This window comes from Variovorax sp. NFACC27, assembly GCF_048301545.1.
Classification (GTDB): Bacteria; Pseudomonadota; Gammaproteobacteria; order Burkholderiales; family Burkholderiaceae_C; genus Variovorax; species Variovorax gossypii.
Map to the genome: position 1 here is coordinate 474,952 of NZ_CP157613.1, position 18,595 is coordinate 493,546.

Annotated in this window: 18 protein-coding genes; 5 read left to right on the forward strand and 13 right to left on the reverse strand. The window is 69.1% G+C overall.

Features of this window, described 5'->3' with window-relative positions; translation table 11 throughout:
- Window positions 1-128: 128 nt before the first annotated feature.
- The 5 genes from ABL840_RS02230 to ABL840_RS02250 form a co-directional block, all read right to left on the reverse strand.
- Window positions 129-1,103 (reverse strand): Bug family tripartite tricarboxylate transporter substrate binding protein, encoded by a 975-nt coding sequence (locus ABL840_RS02230; protein ID WP_093206901.1) that lies wholly within the window; start codon window positions 1,101-1,103, stop codon window positions 129-131.
- On the reverse strand, window positions 1,100-2,413 hold the full coding sequence (hmgA, locus tag ABL840_RS02235; RefSeq protein ID WP_093206903.1) for a homogentisate 1,2-dioxygenase: 1,314 nt from the start codon (window positions 2,411-2,413) through the stop codon (window positions 1,100-1,102). The genes ABL840_RS02230 and hmgA overlap by 4 nt, the downstream gene beginning before the upstream one ends.
- 64 nt (window positions 2,414-2,477) lie before the next feature.
- Window positions 2,478-2,687 carry a DUF2783 domain-containing protein gene (locus tag ABL840_RS02240; RefSeq protein WP_093206988.1) on the reverse strand — a complete coding sequence of 70 codons (210 nt, stop codon included), beginning with the start codon at window positions 2,685-2,687 and terminating at the stop codon, window positions 2,478-2,480.
- A 5-nt stretch (window positions 2,688-2,692) separates the two neighbouring features.
- A complete protein-coding gene (locus ABL840_RS02245; RefSeq protein WP_093301327.1) occupies window positions 2,693-4,330 on the reverse strand; it encodes an FAD-dependent oxidoreductase in 1,638 nt (545 codons plus the stop codon).
- 137 nt (window positions 4,331-4,467) lie between these two features.
- Window positions 4,468-5,427, reverse strand: a complete 960-nt coding sequence (locus ABL840_RS02250) for an MBL fold metallo-hydrolase (RefSeq protein WP_093301328.1) — start codon at window positions 5,425-5,427, stop codon at window positions 4,468-4,470.
- A 146-nt stretch (window positions 5,428-5,573) separates the two neighbouring features.
- Between ABL840_RS02250 and ABL840_RS02255 the strand changes: the two genes are divergently transcribed.
- Both ABL840_RS02255 and ABL840_RS02260 read left to right on the forward strand, forming a co-directional pair.
- A complete protein-coding gene (locus tag ABL840_RS02255; RefSeq protein WP_093301330.1) occupies window positions 5,574-6,446 on the forward strand; it encodes an IclR family transcriptional regulator in 873 nt (290 codons plus the stop codon).
- Window positions 6,443-7,213, forward strand: coding sequence for an SIR2 family NAD-dependent protein deacylase (locus ABL840_RS02260; RefSeq protein WP_093301331.1), 771 nt, complete (start codon window positions 6,443-6,445; stop codon window positions 7,211-7,213). The genes ABL840_RS02255 and ABL840_RS02260 overlap by 4 nt, the downstream gene beginning before the upstream one ends.
- 6 nt (window positions 7,214-7,219) lie before the next feature.
- Here the strand turns inward: ABL840_RS02260 and ABL840_RS02265 are convergent, their stop codons facing one another.
- The 6 genes from ABL840_RS02265 to ABL840_RS02290 form a co-directional block, all read right to left on the reverse strand.
- A complete protein-coding gene (locus ABL840_RS02265) occupies window positions 7,220-7,441 on the reverse strand; it encodes a hypothetical protein (RefSeq protein WP_093301333.1) in 222 nt (73 codons plus the stop codon).
- Window positions 7,442-7,478: 37 nt separating this feature from the next.
- On the reverse strand, window positions 7,479-8,156 hold the full coding sequence (locus tag ABL840_RS02270) for an ABC-type transport auxiliary lipoprotein family protein (RefSeq protein WP_093301334.1): 678 nt from the start codon (window positions 8,154-8,156) through the stop codon (window positions 7,479-7,481).
- A gap of 26 nt (window positions 8,157-8,182) precedes the next feature.
- Window positions 8,183-9,142 carry an MlaD family protein gene (locus tag ABL840_RS02275; protein WP_093301336.1) on the reverse strand — a complete coding sequence of 320 codons (960 nt, stop codon included), beginning with the start codon at window positions 9,140-9,142 and terminating at the stop codon, window positions 8,183-8,185.
- A 16-nt stretch (window positions 9,143-9,158) separates the two neighbouring features.
- Window positions 9,159-10,001 carry an ABC transporter ATP-binding protein gene (locus ABL840_RS02280; protein ID WP_093206914.1) on the reverse strand — a complete coding sequence of 281 codons (843 nt, stop codon included), beginning with the start codon at window positions 9,999-10,001 and terminating at the stop codon, window positions 9,159-9,161.
- 12 nt (window positions 10,002-10,013) lie between these two features.
- Window positions 10,014-11,180 (reverse strand): MlaE family ABC transporter permease, encoded by a 1,167-nt coding sequence (locus ABL840_RS02285; protein ID WP_093301337.1) that lies wholly within the window; start codon window positions 11,178-11,180, stop codon window positions 10,014-10,016.
- A 133-nt stretch (window positions 11,181-11,313) separates the two neighbouring features.
- Window positions 11,314-12,246 carry a LysR family transcriptional regulator gene (locus ABL840_RS02290; RefSeq protein WP_093301339.1) on the reverse strand — a complete coding sequence of 311 codons (933 nt, stop codon included), beginning with the start codon at window positions 12,244-12,246 and terminating at the stop codon, window positions 11,314-11,316.
- 119 nt (window positions 12,247-12,365) lie between these two features.
- Between ABL840_RS02290 and ABL840_RS02295 the strand changes: the two genes are divergently transcribed.
- Together ABL840_RS02295 and ABL840_RS02300 are read left to right on the forward strand one after the other, a co-directional pair.
- On the forward strand, window positions 12,366-13,874 hold the full coding sequence (locus ABL840_RS02295) for a CoA-acylating methylmalonate-semialdehyde dehydrogenase (RefSeq protein WP_093301340.1): 1,509 nt from the start codon (window positions 12,366-12,368) through the stop codon (window positions 13,872-13,874).
- Between the two features lie 79 nt (window positions 13,875-13,953).
- Window positions 13,954-15,579, forward strand: a complete 1,626-nt coding sequence (locus tag ABL840_RS02300; protein WP_093206921.1) for a GMC family oxidoreductase — start codon at window positions 13,954-13,956, stop codon at window positions 15,577-15,579.
- Here the strand turns inward: ABL840_RS02300 and tetR are convergent.
- A complete protein-coding gene (gene tetR / locus ABL840_RS02305) occupies window positions 15,527-16,219 on the reverse strand; it encodes a tetracycline resistance transcriptional repressor TetR (RefSeq protein WP_093301342.1) in 693 nt (230 codons plus the stop codon). The genes ABL840_RS02300 and tetR overlap by 53 nt on opposite strands.
- An 89-nt stretch (window positions 16,220-16,308) precedes the next feature.
- On the opposite strand from tetR, the gene tet reads away from it, so the two are divergent.
- Complete coding sequence (gene tet, locus ABL840_RS02310; RefSeq protein ID WP_093301343.1) at window positions 16,309-17,520, forward strand: Tet(A)/Tet(B)/Tet(C) family tetracycline efflux MFS transporter; 1,212 nt, start codon at window positions 16,309-16,311, stop codon at window positions 17,518-17,520.
- Between the two features lie 7 nt (window positions 17,521-17,527).
- Here tet and ABL840_RS02315 read toward each other — a convergent pair whose 3' ends face one another.
- Window positions 17,528-18,577, reverse strand: coding sequence for an ABC transporter substrate-binding protein (locus ABL840_RS02315; protein ID WP_418116178.1), 1,050 nt, complete (start codon window positions 18,575-18,577; stop codon window positions 17,528-17,530).
- Window positions 18,578-18,595: the final 18 nt, after the last annotated feature.

Consider the following 18,595-nt stretch of genomic DNA (forward strand, 5'->3'; position numbering starts at 1 on the left):
CAGGCAAATGTTCTAAAGGGTCCGGACTCTTTCGGGGAACACCGCGGAACCGGCTTTGCCGGGCCGCAGGTGTTGCCCCCGGAAGGGGGTTGGCGGTCACACGAAGTGGGCAAGCCTGGGGGTGAGCTTTACTCTGCGGTCATGCCGGCCTTCTTGGCCACGTCGCCCAGGCGCTTGTATTCGGTCTCGGTCAGCGTCGTCAGCTCCTGCGCGGTCGAGCCGCGCGGCGAGAAGCCGGCCTGCGCCAGCTTGGCCTTCACGTCGGGCATCGCGAGCGCCTCGACGAAGGCTTCGTTCAGCGCCTTCACGACCGGCGCCGGCAGCTTCGCCGGCCCGTACACGCCGAACCACGGCTCCAGCGCATAGCCCTTCAGGCCCGCCTCGGCCATCGTCGGCACGTCGGGCAGCGAGGGCGAGCGCGTGGGGCCCGCCACCGCCAGCGCGCGCAGCTTGCCGGCCTGGATGTGCGGCAGCGATGCCGGCAGGTTGTCGAACATCACGCCGATGTTGTTGCCCAGCATGTCGGTGATGGCCGGGCCGCTGCCCTTGTAGGCGACGTGCACGAGATCCGTGCCGGTCATCTGCGCGAACATCACGCCGGCCAGGTTCATCGAGGTGCCGGCGCCCGCGGTGGCATAGGGCATGCCCGGGTTCTTCTTCGCGGCGGCGATCAGGTCGGGCACCGACTTCACGGCCGAGGCCGCCGGCACTTCGAGCACGATGGTCGAGGTGCCCAGCAGGCTGATGGCGGTGAAATCCTTGCGCGGATCGAAGGCCATCGACTTGTAGATGTGCGGGTTCAGCGCATTGGTCGAGATCGCGCCGAAGCCGATCGTGTAGCCGTCGGGCGCGGCCTTGGCCACTGCGTCCATGCCGATGTTGCCGCCCGCGCCGCCGCGGTTGTCGATCAGCACTGGCTGGCCCAGCTTCTCCGACACCTTCTGACCCACGGTGCGCGCCACCAGGTCGGTGGTGCCGCCGGGGGTGTAGGGCACGATGAAGCGGATGGGCTTGGACGGATAGTCGGCCGCATGCGTGAGGAAGGGCGCGGCGAGCAGGGCCACGGCCGCTGCGCGACGCGTGAGGGTGAACACGGTCTTCATGCCTTGAATTGATCCTTGAGGCCGGCCCAGCAGTCGGCGTAGTCGGTGTCCAGTGCCGGGCTCTTCAGCGCGAAGTTCGTCGGAATGAACCGGTAGCGGCTCTCGAACATGAAGGCCAGCGTGTTGTCCAGCTTGTGCGGCTTCAGGTCGGCGTGGGTGGCCTTGTCGAAGGCTTCCTCGTCGGGGCCGTGCGGCACCATGCAGTTGTGCAGGCTCGCGCCGCCGGGCTTGAAGCCGCCCGGCTTGGCGTCGTACTCGCCCAGCACCAGGCCCATGAACTCGCTCATCAGGTTGCGGTGGAACCACGGCGGGCGGAAGGTGTTCTCCATCACCATCCAGCGCGGCGGGAAGATCACGAAGTCGCAGTTGGCCGTGCCGGGCGTGTCGCTGGGCGAGGTCAGCACGGTGAAGATCGACGGATCGGGATGGTCGAAGCTGATCGAGCCGATCACCATGAAGTGCGCCGTGTCGTACTTCACCGGCGAGAGGTTGCCGTGCCATGCGACCACGTTGAAGGGCGACTGCTTCATCGGCGCCTGCCAGAAGCGGCCGCCGAACTTCTTGACGATCTCGTAGCCGCCTTCTTCCGTTTCGAAGGCCGCCACCGGCGCCTGGAAGTCGCGCGCATTGGCCAGGCCGTTCGAGCCGATCGGGCCGAGCTCGGGCAGGCGGAAGTGCGCGCCGTAGTTCTCGCAGACGTAGCCGCGCGAGAGACCGTCGGGCAGCGCCACCTTGAAGGCCATGCCGCGCGGCAGCACCGCGATTTCGCCGGGCTTCACGTCGAGCACGCCGAGTTCGGTGGTGATGACGAGGCGGCCCTGCTGCGGCACCACCAGCATCTCGCCGTCGGCGTTCACGAAGGCGCGGCGCTCCATCGAGCGGCCCGCGAGGTACATCAGCGAGCCGATGCCGACCTGCGACTCGGCATCGCCGTTGGCCGCGATGGTGCGCATGCCGTCGATGAAGTCGGCCTTCGCCGCCGACTCGTCCAGCGGCTGGGGATGCCAGCGCAGCGGCTCCGGCGGCAGCGCGACTTCGCGGTCGGCGCCGGTGGTCCACAGCGGCTGCGCATATGGCTGGTAGCGGCCCGACACCACCGAGGGCTGGCGGCGATACAGCCAGGTGCGGCGGTTCTCGTGGCGCGGCGCGGTGAAGGCGGTGCCGGAGATCAGCTCGGTGTACAGGTCGAAGGGGCCGCGCTGCGGGTTGTTGCGGCCCTGCGGCAGTGCGCCGGGCACGGCCTCGGAGGCGTATTCGTTGCCGAAGCCGCTCTGGTAGCGCCGTTCGGAGGACGGGGTTGCTTGGGTCATGTGCTTGCTCTTTCGGGAGTCGCGATGAGGTTGGAATGTGTTCCGGGCCGGGCAGGGGCGGCGCTCAGCCGGCGCGCGCCGCGTCGAAGGCCTCGCGCAGCACGGCCAGCGAGCCGATGTGGTTGGCCAGCACGAGCACGAGGCGCGCGTTGAAGGCGTGGCTCTCCTCGGTGGAAAGCCCCTGGTGCGCCTCGATGAGCGCTTCGTAGAAGTCGTCGGGCGCCTCGAGGTTCGGCGCGGTGATGAGGTGTTGCTGTTGTTGATGCTGCTGCATGGTGTTCACGCCTTTGCCAGTGCGCGGTCGACGGCCGTGCGGATGTCCGCTGCCGAAGGCTGCCGCCAGCGTGCGCACACATGCTGGTCGGGCCGCAGCAGATATACGGTGCCGGGCCGCGCGTCGTAGCGCTGCGTTGCCAGCTCGCTGCCCTTGGCGCCGTCCTCGACGCGCACCACGTGCAACGGCAGGTCGCTGGCTTTCAGCTCGCCGAGGCTGCGCTCGGCCGCCTCGCCCTGGCCGAACACCAGCGCGGTGAACTGCGAGACATGGCATTCGCGCAGCAGCCAGCCGGTGCTGCCGTCCGCGTGTGCCACGGGCGCGTCGGCGGCGGCGGCGCCAGGCACCATCGCGCCCGAGAAGGCGTCGGCGTCCGGCGTGTTCAGCGGCGAATCGCGCAGCACCGAAGGCACGGACAGCCGCCCGCTGTTGACCAGCGTGCGCGCGAAGGCGTGGCGCTTCGTCAGCTCCAACACCGCGTCGCGGAAGAGCCGGCTCACCTCGCTCTTGGGCGTGATGAAGTCGGTCGCGCGCGTGGAGTTGCGGATGTTCTCGTCGGCGGCGTACTCGCGCTCGCTGGCGTAGCTGTCGAGCAGCGCCTCGGGCGCCTGGCCCTGCACCACGGCGGCGAGCTTCCAGGCGAGGTTGTCGGCGTCCTGCACGCCCGAGTTGGCGCCGCGCGCGCCGAAGGGCGACACGCCGTGCGCCGAGTCGCCCGCGAACAGCACGCGGCCGTGGCGGAAGCGCTCCATGCGCTGGCAGGCGAAGGTGTAGACGCTGGCCCAGCCGATCTGGAACTGCACGCCCTCGAAGCCGATGCTGTCGAGCAGGGCGCGCACGCGCGGCGTGATGTTCTCGGGCTTGCGTTCTTCCACCGGGTCGGCGTCCCAGCCGAGCTGGAAGTCCACGCGCCACATGCCGTCGGCCTGCTTGTGCAGCAGCACGCTCTGGCCGGGGTGGAACGACGGGTCGAACCAGAAGCGCCGTTCGGTGGGCAGGTGCGCGTCCATCGTGATGTCTGCGATCAGGAAGCGGTCGCGGAACACGCGGCCCTTGGCTTCCAGGCCCAGCATCTGGCGCAGGTTGGAGCGCGAGCCGTCGCAGGCGGCGACGTAGTCCGCCTGGAGCCGGTAGCTGCCTTCGGGCGTTTCCACCGTCAGCACCGCGCCGTCCTCGCGCTGCTCGATGCCCGTGACCTTGTTGTTCCAGCGCAGGTCGACCAGCGGCAGCTCGGCCGCGCGCTCGACGAGGTAGCCCTCGACGTAGTACTGCTGCAGGTTGATGAAGGCCGGGCGCTCGTGGCCGGGCTCGGGAAGCAGGTCGAAGCGGTAGACCTGCTCGTCGTGGAAGAACACCTTGCCCACGTTCCACGACACGCCCTTGTCGACCATGCGGTCGCCGCAGCCCAGGCGGTCGAACACTTCGAGCGTGCGCTTGGCGAAGCAGATCGCGCGCGAGCCGCTCGAAAGGGTGTTGTCGTTGTCCAGCAGCACCACGGGCACCTGCCGCAGCGCGAGGTCGATGGCCAGCGTCAGCCCGACCGGGCCGGCGCCGACCACCACCACCGGGTGGCGCGCAGGCGTGGCCGCGTCCTGGTCGGCGTGGCGGCGGTAGTCGAAGCGCAGGCTCTGATAGTCGATCACGTACTTGTCTCCGTGTCTTTGGTCTTCGCTCCTTCCCCCGCTGGGGGAAGGCCGGGATGGGGGCAAGCTGCCGTCACTTCGGGCGCTCTGCCTGCCCCCACCCCAACCCTCCCCCAGAGGGGGAGGGAGCAGTTCGATCAGCCTTCGAGGGCCTTCCACATCTCGACGTCGCGCTCGGCCGTCCAGATGCGCGGGTCGGCATGGCCCGAGGCCTCGTCGTAGGCGCGGCTCACGTCGAAGGGCATGCAGTGGTCGAAGATCACCCACTGGCTGTACTTGGGCTTGAGCTTCTCGTAGGTTTCCTTGTAGACCGCGTTCAGGTCGCGCCCGGCCTTCACGCCTGCCTGCACGCTGGCGTAGACGTCGGAGATGAAGTCGCGCGTGCCGGTGAGGCCTTCGGACACGGCCTCGGGCGTGGTCAGCGCCGCGCCGCGGCCCGGCACCAGTGCCACGGGCTTGAGCGCGGCGATGTTGTCCAGCGTCTGCGGCCAGTCCTTGAAGTAGGCGTCGCCGGCGTACGGCGTGGCGCCGAACTCGACCAGGTCGCCCGACAGCAGCGTGCGCTCCTGCGGCAGCCAGACGACGGTGTCGCCCTTGGTGTGGCCGCGGCCGAGCTGGATCAGCTGCACTTCGAGCTTGCCCAGCCACAGGGTCATCTTGCCGGTGAAGGTCATGGTGGGCCAGGTCAGGCCCGGCGGCACGGTCTCGACGTTCTGGAACAGGCGCGGGAAGCGGCCGATCTCGCTGGCCTTGTCCTGCTCGCCGCGCTCGACGATCAGGTCGCGCGTGTCCTGGCTGGCCAGCACATGTTCGGCGCCGTAGCCTGCGGCGCCCAGCACACGCACCGCGTGGTAGTGGGTGAGCACCACGTACTTGATGGGCTTGTCGGTCACTTCGCGGATGCGGCGCACCACGTCGGCCGCCATGGCGGGGGTGGCCTGGGTGTCGGCCACCAGCACGCAGTCGTCGCCGATCACGATGCCGGTGTTGGGGTCGCCCTCGGCGGTGTAGGCCCAGGCATGTTCGGAGATCTGGCTGAAGGTGACCTTCTTCTCTTCCATGTCGGCCTGGCTGGCGAATTTCTTGGCTTGGCTCATCGGGTGTCTCCGTCGGTGGGGTTGAATCTTGAAATTCGTTTAAGTCGAACGAATTTGCAGTTAACGAATGGCCGCAGTGTAAGCCGCAGATCAGTTAATGTCTAATCCCTTCTTCATGAACGAACGACCAGAAGGCGAGGCAGGCCATGGCAGCCAGTGACAACGACCGCGCCCAGCGCGGCATCCAGAGCATCGAAGTCGGCGGCCAGCTGCTGCGCGCGCTGGTGCATCACGGCCGGCCCATGGCGCTGAAGGACCTGGCGCGCGAGGCCGACATGACGGCCGCCAAGGCGCATCCGTACATGGTCAGCTTCGGGCGGCTGGGCCTCATCGAGCAGGACCGCGCCAGCGGCCACTATCTGCTCGGCCCGCTCGCCTTGCAACTGGGCCTCATCAGCCTGCAGCAGGCCGACCCGGTGCACATCGCCACCCCGCTGATCGGCCAGCTCGCGCAGCAGATCGGCCACACCGTGGCGCTGGCCGTGTGGGGCGCGCGCGGCGCGACCATCGTGCGCACGGCCGAATCGCCCTCGCCGGTGCACGTGAACATGCGGCACGGCACGGTGTTCTCGCTGACCAACACCGCCTCGGGCCGGGTATTCGCCGCTTACCTCGACGCCGGCGTGGTGCGCCAGCTGCTCGAGGAGGAGCGCCAGCGCCAGAAGCAGCGCAAGGGCGCGGAGCCCGCTCCCGCAGCCGGCATGCCGCCGGTGCAGCCGCTGCCTTCGTGGAGCGACTTCGAGCGCCAGCTGCAGGAAGTGCGCGCGCACGGCATCAGCCGTTCCGACGGCGAGGTCATCGAGGGCGTGAGCGCCATGGCCGCGCCCGTCTTCGACCACACTGGCGCCATCGTGCTGGCCGTCACTGCCATCGGCCCGGCCGGCATCTTCGACACCGCGTGGGACGGCGAGATTTCCCGCGCGCTCAAGGCCTGCGCCGACACCGTGTCGCAACGCCTCGGCGCCTCGCCGGCGCAGGCGGCGGCAGCAGCAGCCAATTCCCTCAGACCAGAGCGATGACGCCAGTCACAACAGACATCTCTTCTCCCTCTTCCCCCGCTTCTGCCATCCAGGCGGCCACCGAGCTGCTTCGCAATGCCCGGCGCATCGTCGTGTTCTCGGGCGCAGGCCTGTCGCGCGCCTCGGGCATTCCGACCTACCGCGACGCCGACGGCCTGTGGAAGAGCCAGAACGCGCTGCAGTTCTCCCACGCCGAGGACCTGCAGCGCGACCCCGCCGGCTTCACGAAGTTCTGGGCGCAGCGCCTGTCGATGATCGAGTCGGCGCAGCCCAATCCGGGCCACACCGCGCTCGCGCTGCTGCAGCGGCTGCGCCCGGCCACCCGGCTGGTCACGCAGAACGTCGACGGGCTGCTCACGCTGGCCGGCGGCCAGGACGTGCTCGAGCTGCACGGCTCGCTGCGCCGCTGGCGCTGCGATCGTTGCGGCAACCGCAGCGGCCCCTGGCCCTTCCACCGCTGCCTGCGCTGCGGCTCGCACGCGCGGCCCGACGTGGTGATGTTCGGCGAGATGCTGAACGAAGGCGTGTTGCTCGACGCGCAGGTGGCGGCGCAGGAGTGCGATCTGTTCATGGTGGTGGGCAGCACCACCATCGTCTATCCGGCGGCCGAGCTGCCGCAGACCGCGCTGTCGCACGGCGCGCGGCTCATCACGCTGAACCTGGAGCCGCTGCCGCACCTGGACGACGCGGCGGCCGTGGTGCTGCGCGGTACTTCCGAAGAGCTGCTGCCGCAGCTGCTGGCGGGCGTGCCGGGCTCGAGAGGCTGAGGGGGCTCAGCCCTTCCTGCCCCCGAGCAGCACCAGCGCCCCGCCGACCACAATCACGGCCACGCCGGCCCACACCGGCAGGTTGACCGTTTCCTTCTCCTTCACCGAGAACTCCAGCGGCCCGAGCTTGGCCTGGTGGGTTTCCTTGGTGAAGCTGAAGCTGCCCATGGCCAGGGCGGCGATGCCGGCCACGATCAGCAGGATGCCGACGATGCGAGTTGCGTTCATGGGTCGATGATCCTTCCTTCCGTGTCCTTGCCGGAGATTACTGCCGTGGCTGTTGCTGCTGCAACTGGTCCACCCACTGCACCACCTCGGCCACGGCGGCGTCGCTGGCCGCGACCAGCGCCTTCACGCCGCCGGGCGCGTCCGCGCTGGGCGCCGGGCGGCGCACGGTGAACAGGCGCTGGCCCAGCACGCGGTCGCCGCCGCTCGTGGTGCGGACCAGCGTGGCGCGCAGGCGCACCAGGCCCGTGCTGGTGTTCGCCGAATCGAAGTAGTGGCTGAACTCGTCGAGCGAGATGCGCAGTGTGTCGGGCGCCTCGCCCCGGCCGCGCGAGATGGTTGCGGCCTCTTCGGGGCCCAGCACCATGCGGCGCTCCGACAGCGTGTCGCGCAACCGCTGGCGCAGCAGCTGCGAGGGCGGCAGGCTCCAGCGCGACTGGCCGTAGGGGCGCAGCTCGTTGACGTCGGCATATCCCAGCCGGTAGAGGATCTGCGTGCCTTCCAGGCGCGAGTTGCTCTCGAACTCCGCCAGCGAAAGCGTGGGCAGCGTCGCCGGCGAGGGCGCCGAGGCGGATGCCGCCGGGCCGGGGCCGAAGTCGTAGAGCGTGGCGCGCGCGGGCTTGTCGGGCAGCGCGCCGCAGCCGGCCGCCAGCAGCATCGCGCAGCCGAGCGCGATGGCTGCAGGGGTCTTCGTCGTCAAGGAGCGAATGGCGTTCATGGTCGGTGATCCTCCCCGGGGCTGGTTCAAGGCCGCGTCGCGGCCGGCGCTTGGAAGCCCGGCTCGCCCGGGCCCGCGGCCGCGGCGCCGTTGCCGAACAGCAGCGATTGCGGGTTGTCGTTGATGCTGTCCGCCGCGCGGCCCAGCCGGCGCACGGCGTGCGAGGTGTCGTCGGCCACGCGGTTCACGCGCGGCAGCGTGGCGGCGTTGAACGAATCGACCGCCTGCGCCAGCGCCTTGGTGCCGTCGCTCAGCCGCTCGACCGGACCGTCGGGCGCGTTCAGCCTGCCCACGGTGGTGTTGAAGTTGTTGGCCACGCGCGAGACGTCGCCCGCCGCCTTCTTCACCGAGGCCATGGTGTCGGGCAGCTTCGTCAGCGCCGGGTTCAGGCCGGTCTTCACCGTGTTGTCGAGCGTCTTGAGCAGCGTGTTGGCGCTGGCCGAGGCGGCCGCGATGTTCTCCAGCGCATCGGCCGCGCGCTTCTGGTTGGGGTCGCTCAGCAACTGGTTGGCGCGCTTCGTCACTTCCTCGACCTGGTTGATGATGGCCTCGCCGCGGTCCTGCAGCTGCGCCAGCATCGAGGGCTTGAGCGGGATGCGCGGCGGGTCGTCGTTGTTCGGCTTGAGCGAGACGGTCGATTCGCCCTTGTCGTCCAGCGCGATGAAGGCCAGGCCGGTCACGCCCTGGTAGCTCAGCGTGGCGAAGCTGGAGGTGGTGAGCGGCACGCGCTCGTCGACCGTGATGCGCACCCGCACGTTGCCCTTGACCTTCGGGTCGAAGTCGATCGACGCCACCTTGCCCACCGCGATGCCGCGGTAGCGCACCATGGCCTGCGGCTGCAGGCCGCTGACCGCGTCGCGCGTGGAAAGCTCGTAGATGTTGCGCACGGTGCTGTCGCGCGTGAACCAGACCACCAGCGCGACGAGCGCGGCGATCAGTCCGAGCACGAAGGCGCCGGCGGCGATGGCGTGGGCCTTGTTTTCCATGGTGGCTACCTACCTTTCAGCGCCCGGCCGCGGGGGCCTGTTGCGCGGGGGATTGTCCGGCTGGCTTGTCATGCAGCGCTTCGAGGGCGCGCTGGCCGCGCCCGCCGAGAAAGTATTCGTGGATGAAGGGATGCGGGTACGCGATGACCTCGCGCGCCGCGCCGGTGACGATCACCTTCTGGTCGGCCAGCACCGCGATGCGGGTGCTCAGGTCGAACAGCGTGTCCAGGTCGTGGGTGACCATCACCACCGTGAGGCCCAGCTCGCGGTGCAGGCCGCGCAGCAGGTCGCAGAAGCTGTCAGAGGCCTCGGGGTCGAGGCCGGCCGTGGGCTCGTCGAGCAGCAGCAGCGGCGGATCCATGATGAGCGCGCGCGCCAGCGCCACGCGCTTGATCATGCCGCCCGAAAGATCGGCCGGGCTCTTGTTGGCATGCTGCGGGCCCAGGCCCACCATCTGCAGCTTCACCAGCGCCGCGTGGCGGATGAGCTCGTCGGGCAGCAGCTTCAGCTCGCGCAGCGGGAAGGCGATGTTCTCCAGAACGCTGAAGGCCGAGAACAGCGCGCCGTGCTGGAACAGCATGCCCACGTTGGCCGCGCCCGACGCGCTGAGCTCGCCGGGCTCCTGGCCCAGCACCTCGACATGTCCGCGCGTGGGTTTCTCGAGGCCGAGGATCTGCCGCAGCAGCACCGTCTTGCCCGTGCCCGAGCCGCCCACCAGCGAGAGCACCTCGCCGCGGTCGATGTGCAGCTGCAGGTCGCGATGCACCACCTGCTCGCCGTCGGCGCTCTGGAACACGGTCCACAGGCCGCGGATGTCCACCACGGTGGCGTCGGTGTCGGGGCGCACGGGCATGCTCATGGTTTCACGCCCTCATGCCCGGAAGCCTATGCCCTTGAAGAGCACGGCGAAAAGCGCGTCGACCAGGATCACGGCGGTGATCGAGGTGACGACCGACGAGGTGGTGCCGCGCCCGAGGCTCTCGGTGTTCGGCTTCACCTTCATGCCGAAATAGCAGCCGATCAGCGCGATCAGGATGCCGAACACCGCCGACTTGGCCATGGCCAGCCACAGGTTCGAGATCGGCACCGCGCGCGGCAGCGCCGAGAGGAAATAGGCCGGCGAGATGTCGAGCGCCGCGTCGGCCGCCAGCATGCCGCCGGCGAGCGCGGCCATCGAGGTCCACAGGCTGATCAGCGGCATCGCGATGGCCAGCGCCAGCACGCGCGGCATCACGAGGCGGAAGCCGTGCGGGATGCCCATCACGCGCATCGCGTCGAGCTCCTCGGTCACGCGCATCACGCCGATCTGCGCCGTGATGGCCGAGCCCGAGCGCCCGGCGATCAGCACCGCCGCCAGCACCGGCCCCAGCTCGCGGATCAGCGAGAGCCCGAGGATGTTCACCACGAAAGTCTCGGCGCCGTACTGCCGCAGCTGCTGCGAGATCAGGTAGGCCAGCACCACGCCGATCAGCAGCCCGACCAGCGCCGTGATGTGCAGCGCCGTCGCGCCGAACTGGTAGAGGTGCCCCGAGAAATCGCGCCACGGCCCGCGGTGCGGCGCGCGCACCAGCCGGCCCAGGTCGAGCGCGAGCTGGCCGACGAGCATCGTGAAGTCGCGCATCACGTACATGGCGCGCGGCCCGTTGTGCGAGAACGCGCGGATGCGCTCGTTCAGCGAGGGCGAGGGCTCGTCCGGCGTGGCGACGGTGTATTGCGCCACCTGGTCGAGCACGGCCTTGTGCTGCGGCAGCATTTCGAGGGTGGCCGGCCACTGGTGGCGCCAGTGTTCCCACAGCAGCTGCGCGCCGATGTGGTCGAGCTGCCCGATGGGGCGCAGGTCCCAGGCCCGGTCGTCGGCGGGTGGGGCGGCTTCCAGGCTTTTCGCCAGCGCCATCCAGGCCGGCTTGGACGACATCGCCAGCGTGGTCCAGCAGCCGCTGGCCACCGTCCACTGCCGGCCATCCTGCTCCCGCTGCCCGATGCGGGGCCACGCGCTGTCGGCGGCGGAAGCGTCGGCAGGCGATGTGGCGGGAGACATAGACAAGGCAGGTGAGCGGGAAAGTTAACAAAAGCAGGGGTGCAAGCGCGCATCGTAACCGCGTGCATCCGGAGTCAAGGTGCTCCAGACCCTTCGTTCGCGTAGGGCACGACGCCGTTTCTTCATGATTTCTTCAGGGTTCGAAACCTTCCGACAACGCCTCGCGCAGCCAGCCCACGAAAGCGGTCACCGCCTGCGGCACGTGCGTGGCGTACGGGCGAATTGCATACAGCCGCTCGCCGAACGCGCCCACCGAGCGCCACTGCGGCAGCACCTGCTGCAGCTTGCCCGACTGCAGCGCCGCCTGCGCACTGAAGTCGGGCACCAGCGCGATGCCCAGTCCGCTCAGCGCCGCGTCGCGCAGCGCCTCGCTGTTGTTCGCCACCAGCGGACCCGACACCGGCACCGTGATGCGCGGCGCCGAGGCCTTGCGGGCTTCGAAGTGCCAGGTCGGCGTTTCCTGCGCGCGCGGGTAGTGCAGGCAGTCGTGGCCGGCCAGCGCCTGGGGTTCGCGCGGCGTGCCCCGGCGGCGCAGGTAGGCGCGGCTGGCCACCAGCACCGAGCGGGTTTCGCACAGCGTCCAGGCGACGTGCGTGTCGGGCGGCGCGGCGGTGTGGCGGATGGCGAGGTCGAAGCCTTCCATTGCCAGCGAGCTGAGCCGGTCGGACAGGTCGAGCTCGATGCGCACCTCGGGCTGCGCGCGCAGGAAGTCGGCCAGCCTGGGCACCAGCTGCTGGCGCGCGAAGGCGACCGGCGCCGTCACCCGCACCAGCCCGCGCGGCACGCCAGCGAGGTCGCGCACGCCGGCGAAGCTGTGGGCGATCTGCTCGAAGGGTTCGCGCATGTCTTCCACCAGCCGCTGGCCGGCTTCGGTGAGTCGCACGCTGCGCGTTGTGCGCTGCACCAATGGCGCGCCGGCCGCGCGTTCGAGCTCGGCGATGCGCTGGCTCATGGCCGCCTTGCTCACGCCCAGGCGCAGCGCGGCTGCCGTGAAGCTGCCCTGCTGCGCGAGCACCGTGAGCCAGTGCAGGTGCGTCCAGAGCGACTCGATATTTTGGGGTTTCATGGTTCGATTGTTCGCTATTCTGAACAATAAGTTCAGTCTTCGTGACTAGGCGAGGAACAACACGCTGCCTAAACTGGCCGCACTCCTTCGTCAGCGAACCTCCTTCCAGAGCCCTCCCCATGCCTACTTCCATCGACCACTTCATCGGCGGCAAGCTCGTCGCCAACACCTCCGGCCGCACGCAGGACGTGACCAACCCCGCCACCGGCGCAGTCACCGGCAAGGCCGGCCTGGCGAATGCCGACCAGGTCGGCGCCGCCGTCGCCGCCGCGCAGGCCGCGTTCCCGGCCTGGGCCGACACCCCGCCGATCCGCCGCGCGCGCGTCATGTTCAAGTTCCTGCAGCTGCTCAACGAGCACAAGGACGAGCTGGCCCACATGATCACCGCCGAGCACGGCAAGGTCTTCACCGACGCGCAGGGCGAAGTCAGCCGCGGCATCGATATCGTCGAATTCGCCTGCGGCATTCCCCAGCTGCTCAAGGGCGACTTCACCGACCAGGTGAGCACCGGCATCGACAACTGGACGCTGCGCCAGCCTCTGGGCGTGGTCGCGGGCATCACGCCCTTCAACTTCCCGGTGATGGTGCCGATGTGGATGTTCCCGGTGGCCATCGCCGCGGGCAACACCTTCGTGCTCAAGCCTAGCCCGACCGACCCGACGCCCTCGCTGCGCATGGCCGAGCTGCTGAAGGAAGCCGGCCTGCCCGATGGCGTGTTCAACGTGGTGCAGGGCGACAAGGCGGCCGTCGACGCTCTGCTGGAGCACCCCGACGTCAAGGCCGTCAGCTTCGTCGGCTCCACGCCCATCGCCAACTACATCTACGAGACCGGCGCCCGCAACGGCAAGCGCGTGCAGGCCCTGGGCGGCGCGAAGAACCACATGGTGGTGCTGCCCGACGCCGACATCGACCAGACGGTCGACGCGCTGATCGGCGCCGGCTACGGCTCGGCCGGCGAACGCTGCATGGCCATCAGCGTGGCGGTGCTGGTGGGCGACGTGGCCGACAAGATCATTCCCAAGCTCATCGAACGCACGAAGACGCTGAAGGTGCTGAACGGCGAGAACCTCGCGGCCGAGATGGGCCCGATCGTCACCCGCGCCGCGCACGAGCGCATCACCGGCTACATCGCCCAGGGCGAGAAGGAAGGCGCGAAGCTGCTGGTCGACGGTCGCAAGTTCGACGGCAACGCCGCCGGCGAAGGCTGCGGCGACGGCTTCTGGATGGGCGGCACGCTGTTCGACCACGTCACGCCCGAGATGCGCATCTACAAGGAAGAGATCTTCGGCCCGGTGCTCAGCTGCGTGCGCGTGGCCAACTTCAAGGACGCGATCGACCTCGTCAACGCGCACGAGTTCGGCAACGGCGTGAGCTGCTTCACCCGCGACGGCAACGTGGCGCGCGAGTTCAGCCGCCGCATCCAGGTGGGCATGGTCGGCATCAACGTGCCGATTCCGGTGCCCATGGCCTGGCACGGCTTCGGCGGCTGGAAGCGTTCGCTGTTCGGCGACATGCACGCTTATGGCGAAGAGGGCGTGCGCTTCTATACCAAGCAGAAGTCGGTCATGCAGCGCTGGCCCGAGAGCATCGGCAAGGGCGCCGAGTTCGTCATGCCGACAGCCAAGTAGCATCGGGCGCGGCGCGAGGGGCGCCGCGATTCCGCCCGGGAATTCCGTCGAACAAAAAAGAGAGACAAGGCAAGACGCCATGAGCGACACCCAATTCGACTACATCATCATCGGCGCCGGCACCGCCGGCTCGCTCATGGCCAACCGGCTCAGCGCCGACAAGAGCAAGCGCGTGCTGCTCATCGAGGCGGGCCGCAAGGACGACTACCACTGGATCCACATCCCGGTCGGCTACCTGTACTGCATCGGCAATCCGCGCACTGACTGGCTCTACAGCACCGAGCCCGACGCCGGCCTCAACGGCCGCGTGCTGCGCTATCCGCGCGGCAAGACGCTGGGCGGCTGCTCCAGCATCAACGGCATGATCTACATGCGCGGCCAGTCGCGCGACTACGAGCACTGGGCCGACCTCACGGGTGACGACGACTGGCGCTGGCAGAGCGTGCTGCCGGCCTTCAAGAAGCACGAGGACTTCTACCTCGGCGCCGACGAGATGCACGGCGCGGGCGGCGAGTGGCGCATCGAGAAGCAGCGCCTGCGCTGGGACATCCTCGACGCGTTCGCCGAAGCCGCTTCGCAGGCCGGCGTGCCGCACACGGCCGATTTCAATCGTGGCAACAACGAGGGCGTGGGCTACTTCCAGGTCAACCAGAAGAACGGCTGGCGCTGGAACACCGCCAAGGCCTTCCTGCGTCCGACCTGCTACGGCAGGCCCAACTTCGAGCTCTGGACCGGCGCGCAGGTCTCGCGCCTGCTGTTCGAGACGCTGCCCGACGGCACGCGCCGCTGCACCGGCGCGGAGGTATGGAACGGCAGCGAGATGGTCACCGCGCAGGCCACGCGCGAGGTGGTGCTGAGCGCGGGCGCCATCGGTTCGCCGCAGATCCTGCAGCTCTCGGGCATCGGCCCGGCTGAACTGCTGCGCCAGCACGGCATCGACGTGGTGCTCGACGCGCCCGGCGTCGGCGCGAACCTGCAGGACCACCTGCAGATCCGCGCTGTCTACAAGATCGAGGGCGCGCCCACGCTCAACGTGATGGCCTCCTCGATGGTCGGCAAGGCGAAGATCGGCCTCGAGTACCTGCTCAAGCGCAGCGGCCCGATGAGCATGGCGCCGTCGCAGCTCGGTGCCTTCACGCGCAGTTCGCCCGATCGCGAATGGCCCAACCTGCAGTACCACGTGCAGCCGCTGTCGCTCGATGCCTTCGGCGATCCGCTGCACAGCTTTCCGGCCTTCACCGCGAGCGTGTGCAACCTCAACCCGACGAGCCGGGGCTCGGTGCGCATCAAGAGCAAGCGCTTCGAGGACGCGCCGGCCATCGCGCCCAACTACCTGAGCACCGACGAGGACCGCAAGGTGGCGGCGGATTCGCTGCGCGTCACGCGCAACATCGCCGCGCAGCCCGCGCTCGCCAAGTTCAAGCCGCAGGAATGGAAGCCCGGCGTGCAGTACCAGACCGACGAGGAACTGGCGCGCCTGGCCGGCGACATCGCCACCACCATCTTCCACCCGGTGGGCACCACGAAGATGGGCGCCGACAACGACCCGGGCGCCGTGCTCGATTCGCGGCTGCGCGTGCGCGGCATTCAGGGCCTGCGCGTGGTGGATGCGGGCGCAATGCCCACCATCACCAGCGGCAACACCAACAGCCCTACGTTGATGATGGCGGAGAAGGCGGCCGGCTGGATCCGCGGCGCGGCCTAGCCTTGGCGCCCTTGGCGTCCTCGGCCTGGCTTTCGAGGCGCGCCTTCGCGCCCTCGATCATCAGGTCGACGCCGATCTCGAACATCGCATCCGGGCCGGCCTCGCGGTAGCGCGCGAAGGCCTCGGCCAGCAGGGGGCGCGAGGCGGCCGAGGCATCGAGCGCCTGCTGCCGCGCCTCGGCGTCGGGCGGCGCCGCCTGTTCCTCGAGCACGCAGCCCACGGTGTAGCGGCCCAGCGCGATCAAAAGCGTCATCGCCTGCGGCGCCGGCACGCCGCGGCTGACCACCGCCGCCAGCTGCGCCTCCACCATCTCCAGGTCGCCCGGATCGGGCTCGGTGCCGGCGTGCAGGCGCGCGCCATCGCGCCGCGCCAGCAGTGCGCGCCGGAAGCTGCGCGCGTTCTCGCGCAGGAAGGTCTCCCACGACTCGTCGGGCAGCGGCAGCTTGCGCTCGTGGGTGCGGCGCAGGATCTCGCTGTTCATCGCGTCGAGCAGCGCCCGCTTGTTCTTGAAATGCCAGTACAGCGCCGGCTGCTGCACGCCGAGCCGTTCGGCCAGCAGCCGGGTGCTGAGCTTGTCCATGCCGACCTCGTCGAGCAGCGTGAGGGCTGTCTCGAGGATCACTTCGCGGTCCAGTTTCATTCGGGTGTGCTTGCCGGTATCGAGCCGGGAGGGTACTTCACGGCCTGAAATTTATCGCTGATAATTACTTATCAACGATAAATTCCAACATGTCTTCCACATCCACCCCATTCGCCGGCGGTCGCCACGCGCATGCCGTGATCCTGGCGATCGTCACGCTCGACGCCGTTGGCATCAGCCTGGTCATGCCCATCGTGCCGAGCCTGCTGCGCGAGGTCGGCCACACCGGCGACCTCGGCTGGCGCTTCGGCGCCTTTCTCTCGCTCTATGCGCTGATGCAGTTCCTCTGCGCGCCCGTGCTCGGCGCGCTCAGCGACCGCTTCGGCCGCCGCTCGGTGCTGCTGGTGTCGGTGGCGGGCGCTGCCGTCGACGCGCTCTTCATGGCCTTCGCGCCCTCGCTGTGGCTGCTGTTCGTGGGCCGCGCGATCGCCGGCATGACGGGCGCGAACATGGCGGTGGCCTCGGCCGCCATCGCCGACCTCACGCCCGAGAACCAGCGCGCGCGCTGGTTCGGCCGCATGGGCGCCTGCTTCGGCATCGGCTTCATCGCGGGGCCGGCGCTCGGCGGCGTGCTCGGCGACCACGGCGTGCGGCTGCCCTTCATCGCCGCCGCCGTGCTCAACGGCCTGACCTTCCTCGCGGCCTTGCTGCTGCTGCGCGAGTCGCGCCCCGCGAAGCTCGCTTCGCAGCCTTTCGACCGCGGCGTGCTGCATCCGCTCGCGCCGCTGCGCTGGGCCAAGAGCTTTCCCGCGCTGCTTCCCATCCTCGGCGTGTTCACGGTGCTGATGCTGGTGGGCGAGGTCGCCGGCACGACCTGGGTGCTCTACGGCGAGGACAAGTTCGCCTGGAACGGCACCATGGTCGGCGTCTCGCTCGCGGTCTTCGGCCTGATCCAGGCGCTGATGCAGGGCTTCGTGGCGGGCCCGCTGGTCGAGCGATGGGGCGAGCGCGCCGCCCTCGCCATCGGCACCGCGGCCGACTGCACCGCCTACGCGCTGCTTGCCTTCGCCACGCGGGGCTGGATGGCGCTCGCGCTGCTGCCGCTCCTGTGCACGGGCGGCATCGGCGCGCCCGCGCTGCAGTCGATGCTCTCGGCCCGCGTGGGCGAAGCCGAGCAGGGGCGGCTGCAGGGCGTGCTCGCGAGCCTGTCCAGCCTGGCCTCGGTGTTCGGGCCGCTGCTCATCAGCCAGCTCTACTTCGCCTTCCGCGTGCGCTTTCCCGGCATCGTGTGGCTGGCGGGTGCGGTGGTCTACCTGCTGTGCATGCCGGTGCTGCTGCGCAGGCGCGAAGCGCGCGGCTGAAGAAGCATCACTTCTCTATCGTCTTGTTCCAGCGCGCGTTCCAAGCCGGGCGGTTCGCGTTGATGCTTTCCCAGTCGATGGTCACGGCGGTCTTCATCCACCTGTTGATGTCCGCCACCTGCGCCACGCCGTCGCCCACCACCGGCGCCTTCGGGTTGGTCGGGATCTGGGCGCCGTACTGCAGCACGTTGGCCTGCGCCAGCGGGCTCAGCAAAAACTCGGCGAGCTTCTGCGACAGCTCGGGCTCGGTGTTGTTGGCGATCACGCACTGGCCGACCATGAGCACCACCGCGCCTTCCTTGGGCGGCGCGTATTCCACCGGGATGCCCTTGCTCTTCATCGCCGCCACGGCCGTGGGCGTGAGCGGGAAGATGGCCGCCTCGCCGGTCTGAACCATCTCGGAGAGCTTGGCCGAGCTCGGGATGTATTCCAGCACGTTCGGCCCGATGGAGGTGGGCCAGGCCTTGAAGCCGGGCTCCACGTTCTTGTCGTTGCCGCCCTGGATGCGGTTGAACATCAGGAAGCCGTGCAGCCCGAAGGAAGACGACGACATCGACTGGAACACCACCTTGCCCTTGTACTTCGGGTCGGCCAGGTCCATCCACGAGGTGGGCGCGGCCCAGCCCTTCTCCTTGAACATCTTCGCGTTGTAGGCCAGGCCCGTCATGCCCAGGCTCACGCCGCTGGCCATGTCGTCCTTGAAGCGTGCGGCCGGGTAGATCTCGGAGAGCGACTGGCTGGGCTTCTGCTTCTGGCACAGGCCCATGCCGATGGCGCGCACCATCACGCCGTCGTCGAGGAACATCACGTGCATCTGCGGCCTGTCCTTGTTGGCCTGGGCCTTCGCGAGGATGTCGGACGAGGTGCCGGGCACCACCACCACCTTCGCGCCGTAGGCCTTCTCGAAGGCGGGGAAGACGTACTGCGTGTACGCCTTCTCCATCGTGCCGCCGTTCATGCCGATGTAGAGGGTCTTGGTCTGCGCACCGGCGATGCCGGCGGCCGCGAGCAGCGCGGCCAGGAGCGGGAGGGTTCTGATCGTGGACTTCGGGGACATGGCGATGCTCTCCATTCA

What these genes read in the sequence shown, in the direction of transcription:
- ABL840_RS02230 (WP_093206901.1), bottom strand. Translation starts at nt 1,103, where the DNA reads ATGAAGACCGTGTTCACCCTCACGCGTCGCGCAGCGGCCGTGGCCCTG.
- hmgA (WP_093206903.1), bottom strand. Translation starts at nt 2,413, where the DNA reads ATGACCCAAGCAACCCCGTCCTCCGAACGGCGCTACCAGAGCGGCTTC.
- ABL840_RS02240 (WP_093206988.1), bottom strand. Translation starts at nt 2,687, where the DNA reads ATGCAGCAGCATCAACAACAGCAACACCTCATCACCGCGCCGAACCTC.
- ABL840_RS02250 (WP_093301328.1), bottom strand. Translation starts at nt 5,427, where the DNA reads ATGAGCCAAGCCAAGAAATTCGCCAGCCAGGCCGACATGGAAGAGAAG.
- ABL840_RS02255 (WP_093301330.1), top strand. Translation starts at nt 5,574, where the DNA reads ATGGCAGCCAGTGACAACGACCGCGCCCAGCGCGGCATCCAGAGCATC.
- ABL840_RS02260 (WP_093301331.1), top strand. Translation starts at nt 6,443, where the DNA reads ATGACGCCAGTCACAACAGACATCTCTTCTCCCTCTTCCCCCGCTTCT.
- ABL840_RS02265 (WP_093301333.1), bottom strand. Translation starts at nt 7,441, where the DNA reads ATGAACGCAACTCGCATCGTCGGCATCCTGCTGATCGTGGCCGGCATC.
- ABL840_RS02270 (WP_093301334.1), bottom strand. Translation starts at nt 8,156, where the DNA reads ATGAACGCCATTCGCTCCTTGACGACGAAGACCCCTGCAGCCATCGCG.
- ABL840_RS02275 (WP_093301336.1), bottom strand. Translation starts at nt 9,142, where the DNA reads ATGGAAAACAAGGCCCACGCCATCGCCGCCGGCGCCTTCGTGCTCGGA.
- ABL840_RS02280 (WP_093206914.1), bottom strand. Translation starts at nt 10,001, where the DNA reads ATGAGCATGCCCGTGCGCCCCGACACCGACGCCACCGTGGTGGACATC.
- ABL840_RS02285 (WP_093301337.1), bottom strand. Translation starts at nt 11,180, where the DNA reads ATGTCTCCCGCCACATCGCCTGCCGACGCTTCCGCCGCCGACAGCGCG.
- ABL840_RS02290 (WP_093301339.1), bottom strand. Translation starts at nt 12,246, where the DNA reads ATGAAACCCCAAAATATCGAGTCGCTCTGGACGCACCTGCACTGGCTC.
- ABL840_RS02295 (WP_093301340.1), top strand. Translation starts at nt 12,366, where the DNA reads ATGCCTACTTCCATCGACCACTTCATCGGCGGCAAGCTCGTCGCCAAC.
- ABL840_RS02300 (WP_093206921.1), top strand. Translation starts at nt 13,954, where the DNA reads ATGAGCGACACCCAATTCGACTACATCATCATCGGCGCCGGCACCGCC.
- tetR (WP_093301342.1), bottom strand. Translation starts at nt 16,219, where the DNA reads ATGAAACTGGACCGCGAAGTGATCCTCGAGACAGCCCTCACGCTGCTC.
- tet (WP_093301343.1), top strand. Translation starts at nt 16,309, where the DNA reads ATGTCTTCCACATCCACCCCATTCGCCGGCGGTCGCCACGCGCATGCC.
- ABL840_RS02315 (WP_418116178.1), bottom strand. Translation starts at nt 18,577, where the DNA reads ATGTCCCCGAAGTCCACGATCAGAACCCTCCCGCTCCTGGCCGCGCTG.